The organism is Streptomyces sp. NPDC093546 (assembly GCF_044765045.1).
Classification (GTDB): domain Bacteria; phylum Actinomycetota; class Actinomycetes; order Streptomycetales; family Streptomycetaceae; genus Streptomyces.
Genome location: NZ_JBIWJG010000010.1, coordinates 254,430 through 273,765, shown reverse-complemented (window position 1 = coordinate 273,765; position 19,336 = coordinate 254,430). Strand labels below are relative to the sequence as shown.

The 19,336-nt window shown below is 69.2% G+C and carries 20 protein-coding genes; 11 read left to right on the top strand and 9 right to left on the bottom strand.

Going from position 1 to position 19,336, the window contains the following annotated elements; all coding sequences use genetic code 11:
• Window positions 1–1,055: 1,055 nt before the first annotated feature.
• The 4 genes from ACIRNI_RS22915 to ACIRNI_RS22900 form a co-directional block, all read right to left on the bottom strand.
• Window positions 1,056–1,460, bottom strand: a complete 405-nt coding sequence (locus ACIRNI_RS22915; protein ID WP_403553763.1) for a DUF6223 family protein — start codon at window positions 1,458–1,460, stop codon at window positions 1,056–1,058.
• A gap of 279 nt (window positions 1,461–1,739) precedes the next feature.
• Window positions 1,740–2,165, bottom strand: a complete 426-nt coding sequence (locus ACIRNI_RS22910) for a hypothetical protein (RefSeq protein ID WP_403553761.1) — start codon at window positions 2,163–2,165, stop codon at window positions 1,740–1,742.
• Window positions 2,166–2,224: 59 nt separating this feature from the next.
• On the bottom strand, window positions 2,225–3,121 hold the full coding sequence (locus ACIRNI_RS22905; protein ID WP_403553759.1) for an RNA polymerase sigma-70 factor: 897 nt from the start codon (window positions 3,119–3,121) through the stop codon (window positions 2,225–2,227).
• Between the two features lie 142 nt (window positions 3,122–3,263).
• Window positions 3,264–4,493 (bottom strand): NAD(P)/FAD-dependent oxidoreductase, encoded by a 1,230-nt coding sequence (locus ACIRNI_RS22900; protein ID WP_403553757.1) that lies wholly within the window; start codon window positions 4,491–4,493, stop codon window positions 3,264–3,266.
• A 770-nt stretch (window positions 4,494–5,263) separates the two neighbouring features.
• Between ACIRNI_RS22900 and ACIRNI_RS22895 the strand changes: the two genes are divergently transcribed.
• Entirely contained in the window at window positions 5,264–5,578 is a 315-nt protein-coding gene (locus ACIRNI_RS22895; protein WP_403553752.1) for a hypothetical protein, read from the top strand.
• A gap of 88 nt (window positions 5,579–5,666) precedes the next feature.
• On the opposite strand, the gene ACIRNI_RS22890 is transcribed toward ACIRNI_RS22895, so the two are convergent.
• Both ACIRNI_RS22890 and ACIRNI_RS22885 read right to left on the bottom strand, forming a co-directional pair.
• Window positions 5,667–5,792 (bottom strand): hypothetical protein, encoded by a 126-nt coding sequence (locus ACIRNI_RS22890; protein ID WP_403553749.1) that lies wholly within the window; start codon window positions 5,790–5,792, stop codon window positions 5,667–5,669.
• Between the two features lie 1,080 nt (window positions 5,793–6,872).
• Window positions 6,873–7,406: a GNAT family N-acetyltransferase gene (locus ACIRNI_RS22885; protein ID WP_403553747.1), complete on the bottom strand. Its 534-nt coding sequence runs from the start codon at window positions 7,404–7,406 to the stop codon at window positions 6,873–6,875.
• A gap of 134 nt (window positions 7,407–7,540) precedes the next feature.
• Between ACIRNI_RS22885 and ACIRNI_RS22880 the strand changes: the two genes are divergently transcribed.
• The 4 genes from ACIRNI_RS22880 (at window position 7,541) to ACIRNI_RS22865 (ending at window position 10,420) form a co-directional block, all read left to right on the top strand.
• Entirely contained in the window at window positions 7,541–8,236 is a 696-nt protein-coding gene (locus ACIRNI_RS22880; protein WP_403553745.1) for a proline hydroxylase, read from the top strand.
• A 143-nt stretch (window positions 8,237–8,379) separates the two neighbouring features.
• Window positions 8,380–9,252, top strand: coding sequence for a pyridoxal-phosphate dependent enzyme (locus tag ACIRNI_RS22875; protein WP_403553743.1), 873 nt, complete (start codon window positions 8,380–8,382; stop codon window positions 9,250–9,252).
• A gap of 675 nt (window positions 9,253–9,927) precedes the next feature.
• Window positions 9,928–10,068, top strand: coding sequence for a hypothetical protein (locus tag ACIRNI_RS22870; RefSeq protein WP_403553741.1), 141 nt, complete (start codon window positions 9,928–9,930; stop codon window positions 10,066–10,068).
• 127 nt (window positions 10,069–10,195) lie between these two features.
• A complete protein-coding gene (locus ACIRNI_RS22865; RefSeq protein ID WP_403553739.1) occupies window positions 10,196–10,420 on the top strand; it encodes a hypothetical protein in 225 nt (74 codons plus the stop codon).
• 245 nt (window positions 10,421–10,665) lie between these two features.
• Here the strand turns inward: ACIRNI_RS22865 and ACIRNI_RS22860 are convergent, their stop codons facing one another.
• From ACIRNI_RS22860 to ACIRNI_RS22850, 3 genes are all read right to left on the bottom strand, one after another.
• A complete protein-coding gene (locus ACIRNI_RS22860; RefSeq protein ID WP_403553737.1) occupies window positions 10,666–11,229 on the bottom strand; it encodes a hypothetical protein in 564 nt (187 codons plus the stop codon).
• A gap of 90 nt (window positions 11,230–11,319) precedes the next feature.
• Window positions 11,320–11,622 carry a cold-shock protein gene (locus ACIRNI_RS22855; RefSeq protein WP_403553735.1) on the bottom strand — a complete coding sequence of 101 codons (303 nt, stop codon included), beginning with the start codon at window positions 11,620–11,622 and terminating at the stop codon, window positions 11,320–11,322.
• An 859-nt stretch (window positions 11,623–12,481) separates the two neighbouring features.
• Window positions 12,482–12,958 carry a bacterial transcriptional activator domain-containing protein gene (locus ACIRNI_RS22850; protein ID WP_403553733.1) on the bottom strand — a complete coding sequence of 159 codons (477 nt, stop codon included), beginning with the start codon at window positions 12,956–12,958 and terminating at the stop codon, window positions 12,482–12,484.
• 757 nt (window positions 12,959–13,715) lie between these two features.
• Here ACIRNI_RS22850 and ACIRNI_RS22845 point away from each other — a divergent pair.
• The 6 genes from ACIRNI_RS22845 (at window position 13,716) to ACIRNI_RS22820 (ending at window position 19,293) form a co-directional block, all read left to right on the top strand.
• A complete protein-coding gene (locus ACIRNI_RS22845; RefSeq protein WP_403553789.1) occupies window positions 13,716–16,247 on the top strand; it encodes a S8 family serine peptidase in 2,532 nt (843 codons plus the stop codon).
• A gap of 313 nt (window positions 16,248–16,560) precedes the next feature.
• Window positions 16,561–16,737: a hypothetical protein gene (locus ACIRNI_RS22840; RefSeq protein WP_403553731.1), complete on the top strand. Its 177-nt coding sequence runs from the start codon at window positions 16,561–16,563 to the stop codon at window positions 16,735–16,737.
• 84 nt (window positions 16,738–16,821) lie between these two features.
• A complete protein-coding gene (locus tag ACIRNI_RS22835) occupies window positions 16,822–17,004 on the top strand; it encodes a hypothetical protein (RefSeq protein ID WP_403553729.1) in 183 nt (60 codons plus the stop codon).
• Between the two features lie 101 nt (window positions 17,005–17,105).
• Complete coding sequence (locus tag ACIRNI_RS22830) at window positions 17,106–17,342, top strand: hypothetical protein (RefSeq protein ID WP_403553727.1); 237 nt, start codon at window positions 17,106–17,108, stop codon at window positions 17,340–17,342.
• Between the two features lie 61 nt (window positions 17,343–17,403).
• Window positions 17,404–17,586 (top strand): hypothetical protein, encoded by a 183-nt coding sequence (locus tag ACIRNI_RS22825; RefSeq protein ID WP_403553725.1) that lies wholly within the window; start codon window positions 17,404–17,406, stop codon window positions 17,584–17,586.
• Window positions 17,587–17,985: 399 nt separating this feature from the next.
• Window positions 17,986–19,293 carry a hemopexin repeat-containing protein gene (locus ACIRNI_RS22820; protein ID WP_403553723.1) on the top strand — a complete coding sequence of 436 codons (1,308 nt, stop codon included), beginning with the start codon at window positions 17,986–17,988 and terminating at the stop codon, window positions 19,291–19,293.
• Window positions 19,294–19,336: the final 43 nt, after the last annotated feature.

Genomic DNA, 19,336 nt, shown 5'->3' with positions numbered 1-19,336 from the left:
TGTTCGGGGAGGGGGGGTAGCTGATTGGGGTTCCAAGTTGGGGCTTCGAGTCCGTGGTGGGGGGGGGGGGCGGGGGTGGGGGTGGTGGTCTGGGGCCGGGCACCACCCCCCCCTTTGTTTTGTGTCCCCCCGTCTCGCCCGGCCCCACCACGGTGATGATTGCTCAGCGTCGCGGCCTGCTGATGCGCGCAGCGTTTTGTACGAGGTGGCTGGCTCAGCGGACGACGCTGGGGGCTCCTGCGATTCGGCGGCGGCGGCGGGGCCGAGCGGTGCGTTCCCCGGCCGGCTCTGGCGTGCGTACGGCGGACATCGGCACACCGTCGCGGACGCCCCCGTCTCCGCCTCTTTCACGCGCAGGGACCGTGCCGCATTGCGCCGGGCGCCGTGATGGGCCAGCTCAAGGGGTGGCGGTGAGCCGCTCCTGTCACGCGCCCGGCGCGGCAACATGGTCGGGTCGTACGCTCTCCTTCTGCCCGTCGGGTCAGGTGGTGTCCTGCCGGAAGGCTGCCGGCACGTACGAGCGACGCTCCTCAGATTCATAGGCCTCCTCCCAGGGCTGGCTGTCCTGGCGGACTTGGTCGAAGCCGACGGTCACTTGCCCGATATGCACCCGGCGTGCTGATGGACGGCGATGACCTCGGCAAGTGGCTTCAGCAGCAGGAGCAGGCGGGCATCTGGGCTGACCGCCGAACAGCTCGGCGCGCTGCGGGAGCTGGGCGTGGAGTGGGCGTAGAGGCGGGCGCGCACGGGCCGGCAGGCGTTGAGCCGGCCGGACACGCACGAGCCTGGGCTGTCATGGTCGCGCCTGGGGTCTCGTGCCTGTCCGGCTGGTTCGGGTGAGTTTCCTGGGGACTGCCTCGATGCGGTCGAGGGTGTCGTCGTCCTGCTCGAAGAAGGTGTCCTTGTCCCGCGTGAGGTGGTGTGCGGGTCTGACGTGGTCGAAGTCCCGGGGCTTGTGCTGCTTGTCCGCGAAAGCCCATCGAGCTGGCCGATGACGGTGATGTGCGCGGCATCGACGGTGGCGGCCAGCGGTATGTCGACGATGCGCGAGGAGGTCAGAGGGTTTGGCGGGAGCGGGAGCGGGCCAGCCAGCCGAGGGTGACGGCGATCAGGCCCAGGAGCATGGCGAAGTAGGCGCCGCCGAGCCCGTTGCCGGTGCCGAGGCCGCCGTCGGCGGTGGCCGCGACCGTCCCGCCGACGGCCAGGGCGACCAGACCCGCCGTGAGAGCCGTGACAGCTCCGTTGCGCCGTGCCCAGGTGCCGAGGTGTCCCTGCCTGTCGGGGCGGGCCAGGGCCAGGCCGCCGCCCACCGCCCCGAGGAGGCCGGCGAGCGCCGACAGCGCGGCCCCGACCCGGCCGACGCTCACGGTGTAGACGCTTGCGGCGACCGGCTGGACCGAGGGGTCCGCGGCGGCCGGGTCGGCGCACGCGAATCCGCCGATCAGGACGGTGGCGGTCACAGCAAACACGGATCGAAGGGATTGAAGGGACATGAGGTGTCCTGCCTTTCTGATATTGGTCTGGACTGGTCATCGTGAGACCGGTGGCGCCGGGCTTTGGGCATGGTTGGGCATGGCGGCTCGCTCGCCGGGGCAGGGTGACGCCGGTGATGAGGGTCCGGGGTCCCCCGTCCCGGGCCTGGCCGACCGTTGCCGAGACGGCCCGGACGGCCCTGGTGGCGGTCGGGTTCACCGTCAAGATCACCCCCAGCCGACCCCACAGCCGTTGGCGTTCGGCGGTTACGACCTGGCGGTGGAGCGCGGCAGCAGTCGGGGGGACAGTGCCTGGACCAGGGCCAGCGTGCTGAGGGCGAACATCACCGCGCCCAGGGGGACATGGAACGAGGGCAGGTGGGCTATGCCCAGCGCGACCTGCGCCAAGGCGAGGAGCAGGAAGCCGGTGGCGTACAGAATGGGGCGGGGTGATGCGCCGCCCGGGCGCCAGGCCAGGATCGCGGCGAGCACGTACAGCATGGCGGCCGCGTACATCACCTTCGATCCGACGTCGTGCATCAGGTAGCCGTGGGGCGAGGTCAGCAGCATGCCGGCGGTGACCGCCTGGAAGAAGAGGGTCAAGGTCTGCAGGGCTGTCGCGGTCTTGAGGAAGGTGAGGCCGCCTGGTGCGGCCGTGAGGCCGCCGTGGGCGGTCGTTGTGCGTCTGGTCATGGTGTGGTGCCCCTCTTGTGGCGTGCGGCAATGGGCGGGTGCGGTCGGAGCCGTTGTGGTCAGCGCAGGGTGAGGGGGGTTGCGGAGGTGACGTGGGTCAGCTTCTCGGGGTTGCGGACGAAGTAGAGGCCGGTGATGCGGGCGTCCTCGACTCGGACGGCCATGACGCCGTCGAGCTCGCCGCCCACGTGTACGGCGAGTGCGGGGCTGCCGTTGACCTCGGTGGGCTCCCAGGTGATGGCGGTCTCGATCTTGGCGGAGCCGCCGAGGTAGAAGCGGACGATCTTCTCGGCGCCGACGATCGGGTGCAGTGCGGCCCTCTTGAGGCCGCCGCCGTCGCTGAGCAGAACGACGTCGGGGGCGAGTACGTCGAGGAGGTCTTGCGGGTTCCCGGTCTCGATCGCGCGCTGGAACGACTCCAGGGCCGCCCGGGTCTCCTTCGAAGAGGCCGTTGTGCGGGGGCGGCGAGCGCCGACGTGCCGGCGGGCGCGGTGTGCGATCTGACGGACGGCATCGGGGCTCTTGCCGACGGCCTCGGCGATCTCGTCGTAGCCGACCTCGAAGACCTCGCGCAGGACGAACACCGCCCGCTCGGTGGGGGAAAGGCTTTCCAGGACGAGCATCATCGCCATCGACATGCTCTCGGCGAGTTCGATGTCCTCGGCCACGTCCGGCGTGGTGATCAGCGGTTCGGGCAGCCACTGGCCGACGTACGCCTCGCGGCGGCGCTTCATGGTGCGCAGCCGGTTGAGCGCCTGCCGGGTGGTGATGCGCACGAGGTACGCCCGCTGGTCACTCACCCCTGCCAGGTCGGCCCTGACCCAGCGCAGCCACGTCTCCTGCAGGACGTCCTCGGCGTCGACCGCCGATCCGAGCATTTCGTAGGCGACGGTGAACAGCAGGTTGCGGTGGGCGACGAACGCTTCGGTCGCCAGGTCGGTGGTGTGGTCGGTCATCTCTCGGTTCCCTCTCCCTCGAATGCTTGGTCAGGCCGCCCGCCCCGCAGTGGACGGCCTTCGGCCCGCCGCCGTGCTTGGCCTGCCCGGCGGTTACCCGCGGTCGCCCCTGGGGCGGGTGCACACGACGACACCGGTGTTCTCAGCCATGGACGGCTTCTCCGTTTTCCACGGGCCGGACCGTCTTCGCGAGGGACGGATCCGGCGCGGCGGCCAGGCGGCGCTTGCGCTTGGGCAGGCCGAAGGTCGGGTGCGAGGTACCCCACAGCGACATCTTCACGATGCCCGCCTTGATCCGCGCGGCCTTCCAGCCGCCCACGTACGTCGGCTTCGCCTGCGCTTGGTGATCGACCATCTGCAAGATCCCGTCCCGACGCCCGAGGCTGATGTGGTTGCCGAGGTACTCCAGCTTGGTGTTCGCGATCCTGCCGCCGGTCAGGCGCCCCACGATCGCGTCCGTGGCCTGCCGGCCGGTGTAGCCGGCCGAAGCGCAGGACATCGGCAGCGGCCGGCCGTTGTCGCCGATGGCGTAGGCGCTGTCGCCGGCGGCGTAGACGTTCGGGTGCGAGACCGACCGCATGGTGCGATCGACGACGATCCGCCCGTTGCCGGTGACTTCAAGCCCGCCTCGGGCGGCGATGGGGCCGGCTGCGAACCCGGCCGTCCACACGGTCGCGTCGCAGGCCAGGGCGGTGCCATCGGCGCACAGCACCCGCGTCGCTTCGACGGCTTCGACGCAGGTGTCCTCCAGGACGGTGATGCCCAGCCGATCGCAGGCCCGGCGCAGGTGGCCGCGGGCTCCGGCGGAGAGCGGGGCGCCCAGCTCGCCGCGGGCGATCAGGGTCACCGACAGGCCGGGCCGGGATTCAGCGATCTCGGTGGCGGTCTCGATTCCTGTCAGCCCGTCACCGACGACCAGCACCTTCCCGCCTTCGCCCCGCGCGTCCAGGCTGTCCAGGCGCTCACGCAGGCACAGCGCGCCAGGCCGGCCGGCGACGTCGAAGGCGTGCTCGGCCACGCCGGGGACGCCGTGGTCGGCGACGTGGCTCCCGAGCGCGTAGACAAGCGTGTCGTAGCCCAGCTCGCTGCTGCCGTCTGCGTCGGCCACGGCGACGACCTGCCGTTCGGGGTCGACGGCGGTGACACAGGCCAGACGCAGCCGTATCCCCGTGCCCGCGAAAACGTCGGCGAGCCGTGGGGCCTCGATCTCCTGGCCGGCCGCGAGCTGGTGCAGACGCAGCCGCTGGACGAAGTCCGGCTCGGCGTTGACCACGGTGATCTCGGCGTCCGCCGGGGAGAGCCGGCGGGCCAGGGTCCCGGCCACGTAGGCCCCGGCGTAACCGGCGCCGAGGACGACGATGTGGTGCTTCATGAGCTGCTCCAATCGGGTCGCTTGCCCCCTGACGAGATGGACTGGAACGGCACCCCGAGTGCTGACGGGAACCGGCACCTGCGTATCCGTTGCCCGACCGCCTCGATCTTCTCGGTGATGCTGTCTCCTTCTGTCTCCAGGGGTTCGGCCTCAAGACACCGCGCGACTGATCCCTGTGACAGCCTGTGAGGCACATCACTCCGCAGGAGGGCTCGGCGTGCCACGTCCTCACTCACGGCGCGCGTCCGAGCCGGCAGGCGCTGCCCCGAAGCCCACCGCGGGCCAGGCCACACTCGCCCAACGGCTCTACGACCAGCCGAAGAAGACAAACCAGCACAGGCGCGGCATACTCGGCGTGCCGAGGTCGACGGCGTACGGGCACCTCGGCAAGACCACGAGCGTGTCACGCCGATCGGAGAAGACCGCGGTGCCGAAGCACCGCAAGCCACCGGTGGGTCACTCGTTTCCTGGTGTCCGCGCCAGGACTCCGCGGCGGCCAAGGACAGCGAAGCCACTCGGGATCCGTACTCGTCCCGCATCAGGTGCTGCTCACTGCGGAACCGGCCAGCCTCTGGTGGCGCGACCCGCAGGATCACCGGCTCCGGCCGCCACTCGGCCAGGGGCAGGCGATGCGTTGTCGTACCTCCCCGTGCAAGCTCGATGGCGGACACCGGCGTGGCGATCTCCCCGAACGTCCGCCGGCAGGTCAGTGACTGCTGGAACGCCCCCCGAGCCCCGCTCAACCGGCTGGAAGTCCATGCCGCCCCAGAATGCCCGCGCGCCGACTCCCCGTCACAGGCGACGCGTACGGCGCTACATGCCGCCTCCGGGTCGTCGCCGTCGTGCAGGAGCTCACGCCCGATGCGGACGGCAGGGACGAACGCACCACCGTGCTCGCCGAGCCGTGCCCGTGGTGCGAGGGAGAGCCCACCGGCCGGACGCGATCCGGGGGGCGAGCCGTACGTCGTCTGCTCGACTGGACCGAACGCCAGACGCCCGTCGAGCTGGAGAAAGGCCGACGGGCACGGCGCGCCGCCGAACTTGTGGCGCTGTACGAGGCGTTGCAGGCCGCGCGGGAGGGATGAGTGCTGGGGGAAGGGCACGCGCCCGGCGGAAGTGATGGGGGCCCCACCCCGCCGGGCGCACTGCCCTCAGGACCGGCTATCGCGCTCCTCAAAGATGGTGGCGGAACAGCTCCACGATCACCGCCCACAGGGCACGTACGCCCAGTCCGGCAGCTACTCGCAGGGCGAGTTCACGCCTGACTTTTGCCCGCATGGACGACGGCTTGTCGGCCATATCTCCTCCTCGTGGGACTGGGGCCTGCTTGGGTAGCGGGCCCACCCCCATCGGGGCCTCACGACCACAGCAGCACTGCCTACGAGAGAAGACGCCCCCAACTTAGCTTCACTTTCGGCGACTTCGAAAGGGGAGGGAGCTCACTCGACCGCCCGTGAAGTGACCGGGGCCGCCGCGGTACGCCGCGCCGACCTCGCCGCCCTCCGCACCGCGCTCACCCTGGCGCTCCAGGACGACGCCGAGCGGCTGCGGCGCAGCTCTGGGAGTCGTTCACCGGCGGTGTGTTCGGCGGCAAGGACAACGTGTGTTCCGCCCCCCCCTCGAACGGCCGAGGTCCGCCGACCAGCGCGCCGGCGGCGGAACCGCGGAAGGCCGGGACAGCAACCGGTAAGCAGCACGGACAGAGCCGACCAGGCCACGACAACGACCACCCAGGCCGGCACTAGCGGCCCGGGCACGGTACTGGGCAGCGCCGGGACAGCGCCCAAGAGGTGGAGCGGCCGCAGATGGGCGACGGCGCGCAGCGTCAGCGTCGCGAGACCGCAGGGGGCTCGGACCACTCCCACCGGCACCAGCAGCACCCCGACAGCGGCACGGGCACAGCGGCACGGGGCACGGGGCGGCAGCTCGATCGTGTCGTCCAGAAGCGTTCGGCGTGGTGAGACGCGGCACGACGAAGCCGGCGTGAACGGTGGGGACGGCGTGCAGCAGATGCCAGCACGACAGAAGGGCGGCGGGTCGGCGACGGCACGCCCGCACCCGGTGGCACGACAACGGCGCCCGGACGGCGGCCGCAACCCGTGCCGGCAGGCGGCAGCACGACGGCCGAGAAGGGGCGGCGCGCGGCCGGACGGCCGACGGGGCCTACGGCATGCGGCAGCACGACGGCCGGGCCGGCGGCGGCACGAGCGGCGCAGCACGACGTGAGCGGCGCGTCTTGCAGCACCCTGCTGCGTCAGCTCCCCTGGCCTTAGAGCCGTTGGGGTAGTCGGGCTGCCAGCGGGCACCCGGCGACACTGCCCCCTGCCGGGTGCGCTGGTGGCCTTCACGAAGCCGGTGTTCCTGACGGCCGCCGCCGACTCATGCCTGGTACTCGCTGAGGTCGATGGCGTGCACGCGGAGCGGGAGGCCGAACTGCGGGTCGGTCGTGTCGCGCTCCGGGACCATGCCGAGCTTGCGCATGACGTTCCCGGAGGCCGTGTTGGAGATGTGGGCGATGGCGACCACCCGGTCGAGGCCGCGGTCCTGAAGCGCGAACTCCAGGACCGCGTGGGCGGCCTCGGAGGCGTATCCCTGCCCCCAGTAGGGGCGCCCGATCCGCCAGCTGATCTCCACCTCGTGCTGCAGCTCGGGCAGGAACTCGGGCACGGAGAGTCCGGCGAAACCGATCAGCTCGCCGGAGCCGAGGAGCTCGACGGCGAAGAGCCCGAAGCCCTCGTCGTCCCACTCCTCCTCCCACCGCTCGATGGACTCGGCGGTCTGCTCCAGATCCTGGACGGACCCGTCGCCGATCCAGCGCATCACTTCGGGGTCGGCGTTGATCTCGGCCATGGGGACGAGGTCGTCGTCGGTCCAGCGGCGCAGGAGGAGGCGGGGCGTGAGGATCTCGGTCATGGCTCCATCCTCGCTCACTCCGCATGCCACGGCGACGCACTCACCGTCACGGTCCGCTGCTCGTCACGGCGACAGGCGCATGTCAGGTGGCCTGCCGGTGGGCGAGCAGGAGACGTACCGCCCTGGCCGTCCGCGTGCCCGACTTCCTCGACACCTCCACCTGCCGCACCGGCTCGCGGCGCTGGACCGGCTGCCCCACCGCCGACTACCACCCCGCACGGGTACCGACCCCGATCGTCCGGTTCGGCCCGGCCCTCAACGACTACCGCCAGGACGACGGCCGACTGGATGCCGCGCGGCACTGGCGCGACGCCGAGGCCGCCCGCGCCGCCTGGCAGCGCGCCGGAATGCGCCCGGACCCGATCGCCGTCTCCCTGGCCCGGATCGGCTCCGCCTGGGGTGCCGCCGTCACCACGGCCACCATCGGCGGCCGGGCCGTCTTCGGCGGAACGCTCCGCGAGATCAACGCCGGGGCCCTGGTCCACTACGACGACATCAACCGGGAATTCCCCACCGGCCTGTTCGACCAGGAGATCGTGGCGCAGCTGGCGTTCAACGTCTGGGTGACCGTGCCGGCCACCGGCGGGGCGACCACGGTGTGGCGCCACCGCTGGGAGCCGGCCGACGAGCGGCACCGGGAGGCGTACGGGTACCGGCCCGAGACGGTCGAGCACAGCCAGCACATCAGCCTCGCCCCCGAGCTCGGTGACGGGCTGCTGTTCAACCCGGCGAACTTCCACGCGGTCGAGCCCAACCCGACCGGGCGCCGTATCGCATTCGCGTTCTTCCTGGGCCTGACCACCACCGGCCAGCTCATCGCCTGGTCGTAACCCCTCACCGCAGGAGCAACCTCGTGCACCACTCACCTACGGCGACATCAAGGCCGCCGCCGACCGGATCTCCGGGCGCATCCACCCCGTCACCCTCGCCCCCCTCGACCGCGATGCGATCCGCACCGGCCACCGCGCCCCCCTTGGACGACCGTCCCGAGCAGCCGTGCGAGGTGCGGTTGGCCCTGGAGTTCATGCAGCACACCGGTAGCTCCAAGGCCCGCGGCGCCCAGAACTTCATCCAGGCCCACCGCGACGCGGGCACCCTGCCCGATGCCGGGATCACCATCGCCTCGGGCCGCAACGCCGGCCTGGCCTGCGCGTGGGCCGCCCGGCAGCAGGGCGTGCGCGCCACCGTGTTCCTCCCCACGACCGTCCCGCCCGTGAAGGCGGCCAGGCTCCGCGACTACGGCGCCGATGTCCGCCTCGTCGGCACCGAGTACGCCGAGGCGCTCGCCGCCTGCGAGGAGTTCGCCGCCAGCTCGGGCGCGCTCGCATCGCACTCCCACGACCACCCGCTGATCGCCGCCGGAGCCGGCACCCTGCTGGAGGAGATCCACCAGCAGATCCCCGACCTGGACACCGTGGTGGTCGCCGTCGGCGGCGGCCTTTTCGCCGGCGTCACGACCGCCGCCCAGCACCACGGCATCCGCACCGTGGCGGTCGAGCCGACAACCTGCCGCGCGCTCAACGCCGCCATCGAAGCCGGCCGCCTGGTCGACGTCCCGGTCGACTCAATCGCCGCCGACGCCCTCGGCGCACACCGAACCTCCCACATGGCCCTCGCCGCCACCCAGCACGACCGCGTCCACTCCGTGCTCGTCCCCGACACCGAGATCGTCCACGCCCGACAGGCCCTGTGGGACCACCGGCGCATCGCGGTAGAGCACGGCGCGGCCACCGCGCTCGCCGCCCTGCTCGCTCCGACCATCACGTACCCGACCACGACCTGCCGACCCGACCCAGGACGACAAGCCGCAGCTACCGACCCGCCAACGGCGAGAAAGTCTGCGTAATCCTCTGCGGCGCCAACACCAACCCCCGCACCCTCACGCAGCCCTGAACAGGCAACACAGACCCAGAGGCAGCCAAGCGGAAGGCCGCTCGGCTGCCTCCTTGCTGCGTCGGCGTGCAGCTCCCAGACTTCCTCGCAACCTCGCGCCAGTACCGTTCGGCGTCCCGCTGACGCGCTGGCCGCCCTCGGCCGCGCCCTGCCCTGCTGCTCACCGGCGGCCCTTGCCGCGCGCCGAGCCGGGGCCTTGCCGGCCTCGCGCACGAGCACCTCAGCCCGGCGGTGTGTGCGATGTGCGGCGACAAGATCACCAGCGTGGGTGAGTCGAGAGCAGGGGCCGAGCCGCGGCAAGCCGGTGCACGAGGAGTGCGAGAAGAAAGCTGCAGCCATCGCAGTCAAGCGGTGGGCAGCGAAGCAGCAGGAGAAGCAGGGCGGTGGGCTATCGCTGAAGGAGGAGAACCGGCGGTGCTCGCTACGCAGGATCGCATCCGTGAGCAGTGGCGTGCCCGCAGTCAGCCGAAAGCCGAGCGCGGCGGAACCTGACGCCCGGCCACGTCAGCCGTTGGCCCTACGACGGCGCGCCTGTGTGGCCGGCTACGGCACAGCGCCGCGTTTCTCCCTCTCCCCGCCCGGGCGGCCCACGATGATCGGATCTGCGGCCGTGCGGCACGGTGCCCTGATGATCCCCCAGCTCATCCTCGCCGGCCACACCCCCGAGGAAGCCGAGAAGCACGCCGCCCAGATCCCGGCCTACCGGGACGCCTTAGGCGGGGCGGCGTCGCAACACCCGCGGCTGACGCCGGCCGAAGGGCGGCGGTGAAAGCTGCGGGGCCTCACCCGTTGGTGAGGCCCCGTGAAGCGACTTGTGGTGTGCCTGCGTGGCGCACCAGAGGCTGGCCGGTGGGCTGAGAGAGACCCGGGGCGGGTGCCGCACGGCATCGTGCGGGGTGACCGCGCCACCGGACCGTCTGGCCCTGCCCGCCCGTCGACGCCGTCACGCGCGGTTGATCGCCGCCCTGACGACGCTGATCGGCGCATGTTCCGACGCAGCGGCGGCGGTGTATCAGCCGATCGCCGCCGCCCCGCCCGGCCGGAAGGCCGTGGAGGTGTCCACCTTGCCGTGCATCCAGTTCGCCGAGGTGACCTCGCGCCAGTCCGCAACCTCCGCATGACCGGCCCGCCCGGGTGCCGCGGGCTCAGGGGTGCCGGGCTCTGCCCGGCCCCCCTCGGCCGCTCTGGGGCAGGGCGTCCCGCAGCCCCGGTAAACGCAAACCGCCCCGGGAGGCGGTTGACGTGCCGCAGCATCCGCCAGCAGAAAAGGCCGCCGCCACAGGTTCGCGCGCCGCCCTGCATCAGGCGCCGGCCCGACCACGGCTCTCCGGGCATCGTAGGGCGATGCGCGGAGAGCCGGTGCGCGTCAGGAGTCGTACGCGATGTCGAGATCGCTTGAGAAGGCGGTGCTGTCTTCGGCGGCGGGCCCATCTTGTGCCGAGGATGACTTGCTGATCCCGTCGAACAGCGAGTAGTTGAAACGGAAGCCGAGGTTTGCGGTTCCGGTCTTACCCCCCACCTTCACGCGGAAGGTGTAGTTCCCGTACAGCGTGTAGTCCTTGTTACGCCGGTTGTTGGGTACCGACGTGTGCCAGAAGTAGTCGACGGCGACGTTCGAGTGCTTGTCGTGGTAGGGCAGCTGCATGTGTCCAGCCGAACACGTCATCTTCCCCGTCGCGATGGCCTGCACCTGCTTGGACGTCCGGAAGGACCAGGCCATGGGGGCAGGCTTGCCCACGGTTCCAGCCATGTTCACCTGCCCCGTGAAGGTGCCGTTGGAGTCCGTCTTCGCGTAGGACGGGGCAGACATTTTGAAGGTGTGTTTCCCCTGGTTGACGCCGGCCTGGGCAGGCACGGCACCGAGAGCGAGAACAGCGGCAAGGGCCGTCGAGCCGACCACGGCTGCCCTCTTCGTGGATATGGAGAACACGAGAATCCTGTCTGTGAGCGCACGGCAGAAGAGACCAGGCCCCTGCCAGGCGTGACGGATAGGACCGATTCGGCAGGTGCCGACGCGCGGTCAGGAATCGAAGCGGATGTCCAGGCCGGACGAGAAGCCCGGCCCGCTGTCTTCGTCGGACCGGCGGTGCGATCCGGCCTCCGGCCAGATACTCACGGCGCGCCAGTGGTACTCGTCCTGCTCGGCCGAGAAGGTGACGGACTGGCCGACGGTCAGCTCACGAAACCCCTCGGCCTGAATGACCGAGAAGTGCGCCCACACCCTGGCCGGAAGGGCGTCGGAGGCGAGCACGCCCCATCCCTCTTCGCTGTGCCACTCCAGCACGCGGCCGGTGAACACATCTCCAGACGTGGTCTCGGGCATGGCCGTTCCCGCTATTCCAAGGCCGCCTCGCCTTTCGGCACGCACTGTGGTCAGCAGCGCTCAACCGAGTCGATCACGAACCTAACAGATATGCACTGTCGCAGGAATGCGGTACATGCGTGATCTTCGTCCGGGTCGCCGCGCCGCCGACAGCAGCGCCGCGGCGGCCTACCGGTAGGTCCAGACGGCGACGGGCTCGCGCTCCCCGCGATCACGCCGTCTTACGCAGCGCGGCTCCGCGGGCGTGGCCGGCGGAGGTGGGTGGGCGGCCGCCGTGGCGGGATCCGCCGCCATGGGCGCGGAGTTGCGGCTGCGGGCTTGCGTACGGCGCCGCAGCCGGAAGAAGACGATGACTGCGAGCAGCACGGCCACGTTGATGGTCAGCAACCGTCCACACCTCCCCAACGATCGGCGCAACAGACAGGGGCTGCAGGCGCCACCCTGGCGTTCTTGCGTAGCGGGGCCTGAACGATGTTGGAGCCGGGTTGCCGACGAATGGCACAAAGCCATCGGGCCTGGCCGGATACCGCGCCGCTCGGCTTGCCCCCGAGGCGCGCGGGTACTCAGGCGGCCCCTCGCGGCCTCGGGAGTCGGCTTCATCGACCGCGAGCAAGGTCGGCAGCGGTGCCACTGGATGAACGCGCGAGCGGCGGGGCGGTGGGTGTCGTGGGCCGGGATGGTGCTTCATCGCGGCAGTAGCCGCCGAGTGGCAGCCCGGTGAGGCCTAGCCAGAGCCCGACTGCCTACGGCAGAGGCTGCACGCCAAACTGATGGCAGCCGATGCTTATGACTGCCGCTAGTTTCAGGGACCAGTTGACGCCTTCGGATTATCGGCGGTGCGCACGCCGGTGATGCACTCTCACCTTGGCATCAGTTCCTCAACGAGTTCCTTCATCTGTGGCGACGGAGAGATATTGAATTCTCGCTCAAGGAGATTTCTGTATTGCTGGTAGCATTTAAGAGCGCTCGCTACATTTCCTTCTGAGATATGCACTTCCATGACGATCCGGTGAGCGGTTTCGCGAGCTGGATCGATGGCAACCGCCGCCAATGCGGTTTGCAGTGCAGGAACGTACTGCTGAATCGCTTGAAGTTGCTGTGCCAGCGCCTCCAAGGCGTGCAGTCGCAGCTGGTCCCAGCGATCACGTTCGAGCGACAACCAGTCTTCCGGCCACTCGGGAAGCAAGTCCTGTCGCAGGTCCTCCACGAGCTTGGTCTCTAGTCCGGAGGGCGCGCGCATCCCTGCGGCCACCTCGCCGGCCACTTTCGATACGTCATGCATGTCGACTTGGACGCTCGGCGACAGGCGCAGGGACTGTCCGATGACTTCGATCACCGTGGCAGCACTAGCTCGCCGCGCGTGACACAGGGCAGAGCGGAGGTTCCCCGCGGCCCGGCAGGGAGTGCAGTCGGGCCACAGGTGTTCGGCGGCCCAGCCGCGCTGAGCACCGTCCTTCTGCAGGGCGAGGAAGGCCAAGAGGCGCTGAGCCCCCAGGGGCAGGCAGATGTTGTTGCCGCTGTCCGAGAATTCGAATGCCCTCAGCAAGTGAAGGCGTACGCCGCTTTCAAACACTCCCCCACTGTGCCCTCGGCAAGAGCCCGACGCATGTGCAGGCGGCAGCTCGGCGGTGATCGGCACGCTGCCGGTTCGTGCAGGTCACGCCCTGATCACTCCCGCGTACGGGGTCCGGGAATGGAACAGAAACGCTATGGGAACACAACCTGAACGCTGCAGGCAACGCCTTGTGTCGGGCGCCGCGTGCCCTGCTGCGGAAAGACACAGCTGTACGTCGGACCGGAGCGTTTTTTCACGGGAATTCTTACCGCCCTCGGGCTGCCCTTGAGCAGCGCACTCATGGCCGTCACACGATCCCGAAACGGCTCAGACACGCAGCGCAAACCAATCGTCGGCATTACGCGAATGACAAGGTGCGAGCCTCAGGGATAAGCACTTTCCTGCAGCTTCGGTTCCACCCTCTGGCAGGGGTTTTTTCCTTACGAAACCGAGTGGCGGGAACGACACGCCAGATGTTCGGGCGACGTCTCGGGCTGGCTCCACAGCTCATGCTGAAACGGACGGATAGGTGGCTTTGATGCACGTTCGCTCGGTCCTTGCCGGCCTCCCCTTCGAAGATGAACCCCTTGGTGATCCGGAGGTGTGCGTCGCGGTGCTGGACGGGCCGGTCGATCTGAGGCACCCCTGTTTCTCGGGAGCAGACCTCGCCAGGCTCACCACGCTCGTACCAGACAGCGCCAGCCCGGGGCTGATGTCACTGCACGGTACTCACGTCACCAGTCTTTTGTTCGGCCAGCCGGGTAGTCCGGTGACGGGCATGGTTCCGCGGTGCCGAGGACTGATCCTGCCCGTTTTCCGAGACGCTGCGGACGGCCGAGCCCCACAACTGGACCTGGCGCGGGCGATCGAGCAGGCGGTGCAGCAAGGCGCGCATGTCATCAACATCAGCGGCGGTCAGCGATCATCTGACGGCCAGCCGGAAAGCATGCTGGAACGAGCCCTTCGACTGTGTGATGACAACGGGGTGCTGGTGGTGGCGGCAGTCGGCAACGATGGATGCGACTGCCTCCAGGCACCGGCAGCCACGCCGACCGTGTTGGCAGTCGGCGCTTCCGGAGCCGACGGCGCGCCTCTGGAGATGAACAACTGGGGTACGGCATACCGCAAGAACGGCGTCATTGCCCCAGGAGAGGACATCTCGGGCGCTGCCCCGGGCGGCGGCACCAGGGAACTGACGGGGAGCAGCTTCGCCACTCCAGTAGTCGCCGGTGTTGCTGCCCTTCTCGTTGCGGCTCAACTCCGCCAGGGGCGCAGGCCCGATCCAAAAGAGGCAGGCCGGGCCATTCTCACGACCGCGCAGGCCCCGGCGTGCCTCCCCAAGGAGGCAGCCCACTGCCGCCGCCATCTTGTCGGCAGGCTGGACGCGCCACGGGCCTTCGCCCTGATCACCGGTAATAGCGCCGATGGGTCTTCCGCCGCCCCGGACGGCGAACCACAAACCGTCGCCGCGCACGCGCACGAACCAGCAATGGCTGCTGAGGTCCTGCACGCGCGCGATGAAAAGAACCACGGACCTGAGGGATACGCGATGGAAACCAACCACCTGAACGCTGGCTCACCGCAGGAGGCCGATCTGGTGTGCCCGGGCGCAAGCCCTACGGCGAACACACCGCCCGGCTCGGCGCTCGGCGACGAGGGCGCACCGTCATCCGTCGTCCCCGCCTGTGGCTGCGCATGTGCAGGAGGCGAAGTCCGGAGCGGCCAGAACGCAACAGTGGGGTCAGCTGCCGACAGTGGCGCGGCGGCGACGTCCGCCGTCACCCCGTGCTGCGGCGGTGGGGCGCCGGGCGCCTGCCGCCAGGCCAGCAGCCAGGAGCCACCGGTGAGGGTGACCAGCAGCGGTGGGGAGGAGACAGGTGCTGCGGCCGGACCGCTGCCCGGCCGTGAATCGGCGAGCGTCCCTGGTCTCTCTCCCTCCGGCATGCGCGCCGCCGCAGGACAGGGGACGGCGCCCACTTCACACCCCTTGGTTTTCGCGATCGGGAGGATCAACTTCGACTTCGGCACCGAGGCGCGCCGCGACAGTTTCCGCCAGCAGATGGGATTCACCATCGCCCCGGAACCGGACCCGCAAGGTAGGCCTGTCTACCGGGAGGCGAACCCATACGACCCTCTGCAGATGCGCAATTACCTCTCTGCGAACCCGTGGGCTTCCGACAAGCTCATATGGACCCTGGAAATCGACCGCACGCCGATCTACGCCTTGGAAGCCGAGCCAGCCTACGGGATGGACTGGGGTGGGCCGATCGAGGCGCCGCCACCCGCTACCTCTCCCTCGACTCGTCAGTCCTCCGAGCTGGCCGACGCCTACTACCCGCCGGTATCCCGGGTCTACAAGGTATTCCGTGACGCGATCTGGGGGCAGGTCGCCGAGCAGCCGCTCAAGGAGCCGGACGAACCGGATCAACCGCAGGGGTTTCTCGCCGCGCAGAGGCAGGGCGGGGGAGACACAGGAACACAGATGCGGGACTACATCTCCCGAGTGTCCATCCCCGGACTGCTGACCGGGGAGACCGTCAGGCTGTTCAGCGGCCAGACCGTCCCGAAGGTCCGGGTGGACGCGCGCGGAGTGCACTGCTGGAACGAAACGGCGCTGGTCGACGCCGTATGCAAAGCGATCAAGCAGCATGAAAAAGATAACGAGGCGAACTCCTTCGACGACCGTGAAGTAGAGATGACCATTCGAGCGTTCCTGGACAAGGTCTACTACCAGTTCCGGAACCTGGGTCAGACGTCCGCCGACCGCGCGCTCAACTACGCCGGTACCAATGCCTACAACGTCGGCAAGGAGATCGCGGAGGGGCTGCTGTCGGCCGGATACGTTCCCGGATCCCCAGCCGCCAAGAGGCACCTCTACACATTGGACACCATCACCGTACGAAAGAGCGCCTTCGAGCGCCAGGGGTCGGACTGCCAGGACGTACTCGTCAGCTTCATCGATCCCGAGAACGACAGGCGCGCCAGGGTGACCTACCTGTTCCCCGTCGACGTCAACGAAACCATCCCCATCACTCTTGGTCCGGTGCACCGCTTCCTCGGCGACTTCTAAGCAACTCCGCGCCGATGAGAGAAACCTGAGGCCCACCATGACGGAAAAGAAACCACCTGTGACGCTGCCGCTCCAAGTCCCTCCGGTGTTGCGCACCGAATGGAATGCGATTACCGCTCGAAACACGGACACAGGACTGGAAGCCTCTGCGAAGTGCAGCGACCTGACCGGGGCTGCGCGCCAGATGTGTCTCCGCTCGCTGGGCGTCTCGATCTGATGGACATCGAGGCGGCCGCGGTCGAAGGCACTAGACAGGGGAGGCCACTCCACCCGGCACACACACCGCCGAAGCCCCCGTAAAAGGAGAATCACGATGTATGCCTGGAATGAAAGGCATGAGCAGGACAAGGGCACACGCCCCCTGCCCACCGCCCTGGCGATGCCCCAACAGGCCCCGCCGGTCAACCGCACCCGCACCACGCCCGCCGACCCGGACGATCCCCACGGCGTTGAGGCCAGCGGCCTTCTGAGGACCCTGCTGGGCCTCTGACGCACCAGGCGAGTTCCCGAGCGTCGCGATCACGGCTTAGCCGACCGGTCGGCACGTGCAACCGCAGATGACAAGGAGGAAGACATGTTCGAACGGATTGAAAAGCACGAGCAGGACAAGGGCACACGCCCTCTGTCCACCGCCCTGGCGATGCCCCAACAGGCCCCGCCGGTCAACCGCACCCGCACCACGCCCGCCAACCCGGACGATCCCCACGGCGTTGAGGCCAGCATCGGCCTGGGCGACATCTTCAAGGTGCTCTTCTGACGCAGTGCATACCGCGCCGGCTGCCGGCCTTATCACCGGCTGCCGACGCGGTCGTCCTAACCCCAAGCGAGCACCTGACAGCGGGAATGGAAGTGACCGCCATGGAGCTCAACCTGCCGGTCCAAAGAGTGATCGACCGCCGCATACCGCTAGAACCGTTCCTGGTGAAAACCGCGTTCAAGGACCTCGACGGGACGCCGAGCGTGATGGAACACGAAGTGGGCGGTGCTCACGGGCATGACCCGAACGATCCCGGCCCTTGGTACTGCGAGCACGCCCCGGACAGCTGCGCGCCGGCATCAGCCATCGCCGGGAGTGCTCTCTCCGGAATCTGGTGAAGCATCGAACGACCATCTGACTGTCAGCCATCAAACCCGCACAGATGCGAAGGAGACCCCAATGAACCACCAGACGACGTGGGAGAAGCCACCGCCGACGCATAACGCGCTGCAGATGCCAGCCCAGGCCCCTCCAGTCGACCGTACTCGCGTCACACCACAGGCCGAGACCGCCACGTCCGGCGTCGAAGCCAACATCCTGCCGCTGCCGATTCTGGCCGGGGTTCTAGGAAGTCTGTTCTGAGCAGCCATTGCTCACCGGCGCCCAGCACGGCTGACGCATCACCCGGACGAGGGCGGCAGCAGTGCCACGGCGTCGCTCACAAAAGGTCGGCGGGGTACACAGCGACACGGGAGACCAGCCCGCGTATCCGCAGGACAGCAGCGCGGGCCGCCTTCCCCGCCCCCCTTCACCAGCGGGACCGGCGCCGCAGACCCGTGAGCGGCCCGGCCCCGCCCGATCCGGGAACACTATGCGACTCGATCCGCCGAAACTCGCACCGGCGATCGACTGGCGGGAGCACTCCCTGCCGCATCGCATCGGCGTCATAGCCTGAGCCCTGGACCGGCCTGAGTTCCTGGTGCATCAGCCGCCGAAGGGCCCCTTCGGCCACCCGCCACCGTGACGAGAAGGAGCGGAGCCATGGCGAAGCTGCGATCGGCGATCTCCTGGTCAAACGACAAGACCTATCTCCTCTACGACAACGACACCTACGCCGTGTACAACTCCATCACCGGCCTCCAGGAGGACTCCGAGCTCGGCATCGGCGACTGGCATGGACTGCCACGCTCGCCCGACGCGTTCGTGTGGTGGGGCGTGGGCAAGGCGTTTGCCTTCACCGGCGCCGAATATCTGCGCTACGACGGCCCTTCGGACCAGGTCGACCCCGGCTACCCGCTGGCAATCGGCCCCCAGTGGCCCGGCCTGCCCACCGGCGCCGGCGGCGGGCCCGACTGGCGCAACGGCATCGACGCGGCCGTGAACTGGGGCAATGGCAAGCTGTACCTCTTCAAGGGCGACGCGTACGTGCGCTACGACATCACCGCCGATCGGGTGGACCCTGGCTATCCCGTCAAGATCGCAGACCGCTGGACCGGCGTGTTCCCCGCGAACCTGGACGCCGTGACGTACGCGGGCGGGAGGTACGCGTACTTCTTCCGCGGCGGACAGTACCAGCGCTTCGACCTCGACGCCGACCACGTGGACGACAGCGGTACCCTCGACGCCTCCTTCCGCTTCGCGCCCACACCCTCCGGAGGCATGGCACCGGCCCGGCTGCTCACCCTCGCTCAGGCCAACGGACTGATGGCCGACCTGATACGGCGCGGCAAGCTCACCCTCAAGAGCCCGCCGTTCGTCGACGGGCCGACCGGGATCGTGTCACCGAAGCCCGCCCAACGCGTGGTGGTGAGCCCGCCGGCCTTCGACGGCATCCGCTACACCAACCAGATCGCCCCGGCGTCGACCATCATCGACAACCTCGACCAGCGCATGCTGGTCGCCCTGTACCGGCTGACCCGCTGGACCAACTCCTCAGCGCCGGACATCGCCGAGCTCCTCCACCTAGGCATCGGGCACGGCGGCCCCGACCCGAAGGACTGTCACAACCAGGGCCGGGCGATCGACCTCTCAGCGATCAAGGGCGAGGTCGACGGGGCCGGGTTCACACGATCGGTGCTCAAGCACTGGGGCGAGCTGCCGCGGCCTCCTGGGGTCAAGGTCCGCATCAGCCCGTCGGCCGACCCGCTCGCATACGGGCTGTTCACGACGGTCTTCCGGTTCGGAACCTTCGAGTGCGAGGGCAACGGCATCGGCCCGCAAAACAAGTGGCCCATGCCCGAACTGGGCGAGGGCGGCTTCGTGATCTATCCGGACCATAAGAACCCGGGCCTCGCGGCGGCCCATCAGAACCACTTCCATATACAGGTCGGCGTCACGAGACTGCCATGACGGCGCCGCTGCCTCGCCCGTCTCCAACACCGCTTCCGCGATG

Bases quoted from the DNA above. Each gene is read 5' to 3' on its own strand.
- ACIRNI_RS22825 (WP_403553725.1), top strand. From the start codon at position 17,404: ATGAACCACCAGACGACGTGGGAGAAGCCACCGCCGACGCATAACGCG.
- ACIRNI_RS22900 (WP_403553757.1), bottom strand. From the start codon at position 4,493: ATGAAGCACCACATCGTCGTCCTCGGCGCCGGTTACGCCGGGGCCTAC.
- ACIRNI_RS22820 (WP_403553723.1), top strand. From the start codon at position 17,986: ATGGCGAAGCTGCGATCGGCGATCTCCTGGTCAAACGACAAGACCTAT.
- ACIRNI_RS22845 (WP_403553789.1), top strand. From the start codon at position 13,716: ATGCACGTTCGCTCGGTCCTTGCCGGCCTCCCCTTCGAAGATGAACCC.
- ACIRNI_RS22910 (WP_403553761.1), bottom strand. From the start codon at position 2,165: ATGACCAGACGCACAACGACCGCCCACGGCGGCCTCACGGCCGCACCA.
- ACIRNI_RS22870 (WP_403553741.1), top strand. From the start codon at position 9,928: ATGATCCCCCAGCTCATCCTCGCCGGCCACACCCCCGAGGAAGCCGAG.
- ACIRNI_RS22855 (WP_403553735.1), bottom strand. From the start codon at position 11,622: ATGCCCGAGACCACGTCTGGAGATGTGTTCACCGGCCGCGTGCTGGAG.
- ACIRNI_RS22885 (WP_403553747.1), bottom strand. From the start codon at position 7,406: ATGACCGAGATCCTCACGCCCCGCCTCCTCCTGCGCCGCTGGACCGAC.
- ACIRNI_RS22895 (WP_403553752.1), top strand. From the start codon at position 5,264: ATGCCCGCGCGCCGACTCCCCGTCACAGGCGACGCGTACGGCGCTACA.
- ACIRNI_RS22905 (WP_403553759.1), bottom strand. From the start codon at position 3,121: ATGACCGACCACACCACCGACCTGGCGACCGAAGCGTTCGTCGCCCAC.
- ACIRNI_RS22835 (WP_403553729.1), top strand. From the start codon at position 16,822: ATGTTCGAACGGATTGAAAAGCACGAGCAGGACAAGGGCACACGCCCT.
- ACIRNI_RS22830 (WP_403553727.1), top strand. From the start codon at position 17,106: ATGGAGCTCAACCTGCCGGTCCAAAGAGTGATCGACCGCCGCATACCG.
- ACIRNI_RS22840 (WP_403553731.1), top strand. From the start codon at position 16,561: ATGTATGCCTGGAATGAAAGGCATGAGCAGGACAAGGGCACACGCCCC.
- ACIRNI_RS22890 (WP_403553749.1), bottom strand. From the start codon at position 5,792: ATGGCCGACAAGCCGTCGTCCATGCGGGCAAAAGTCAGGCGTGAACTC.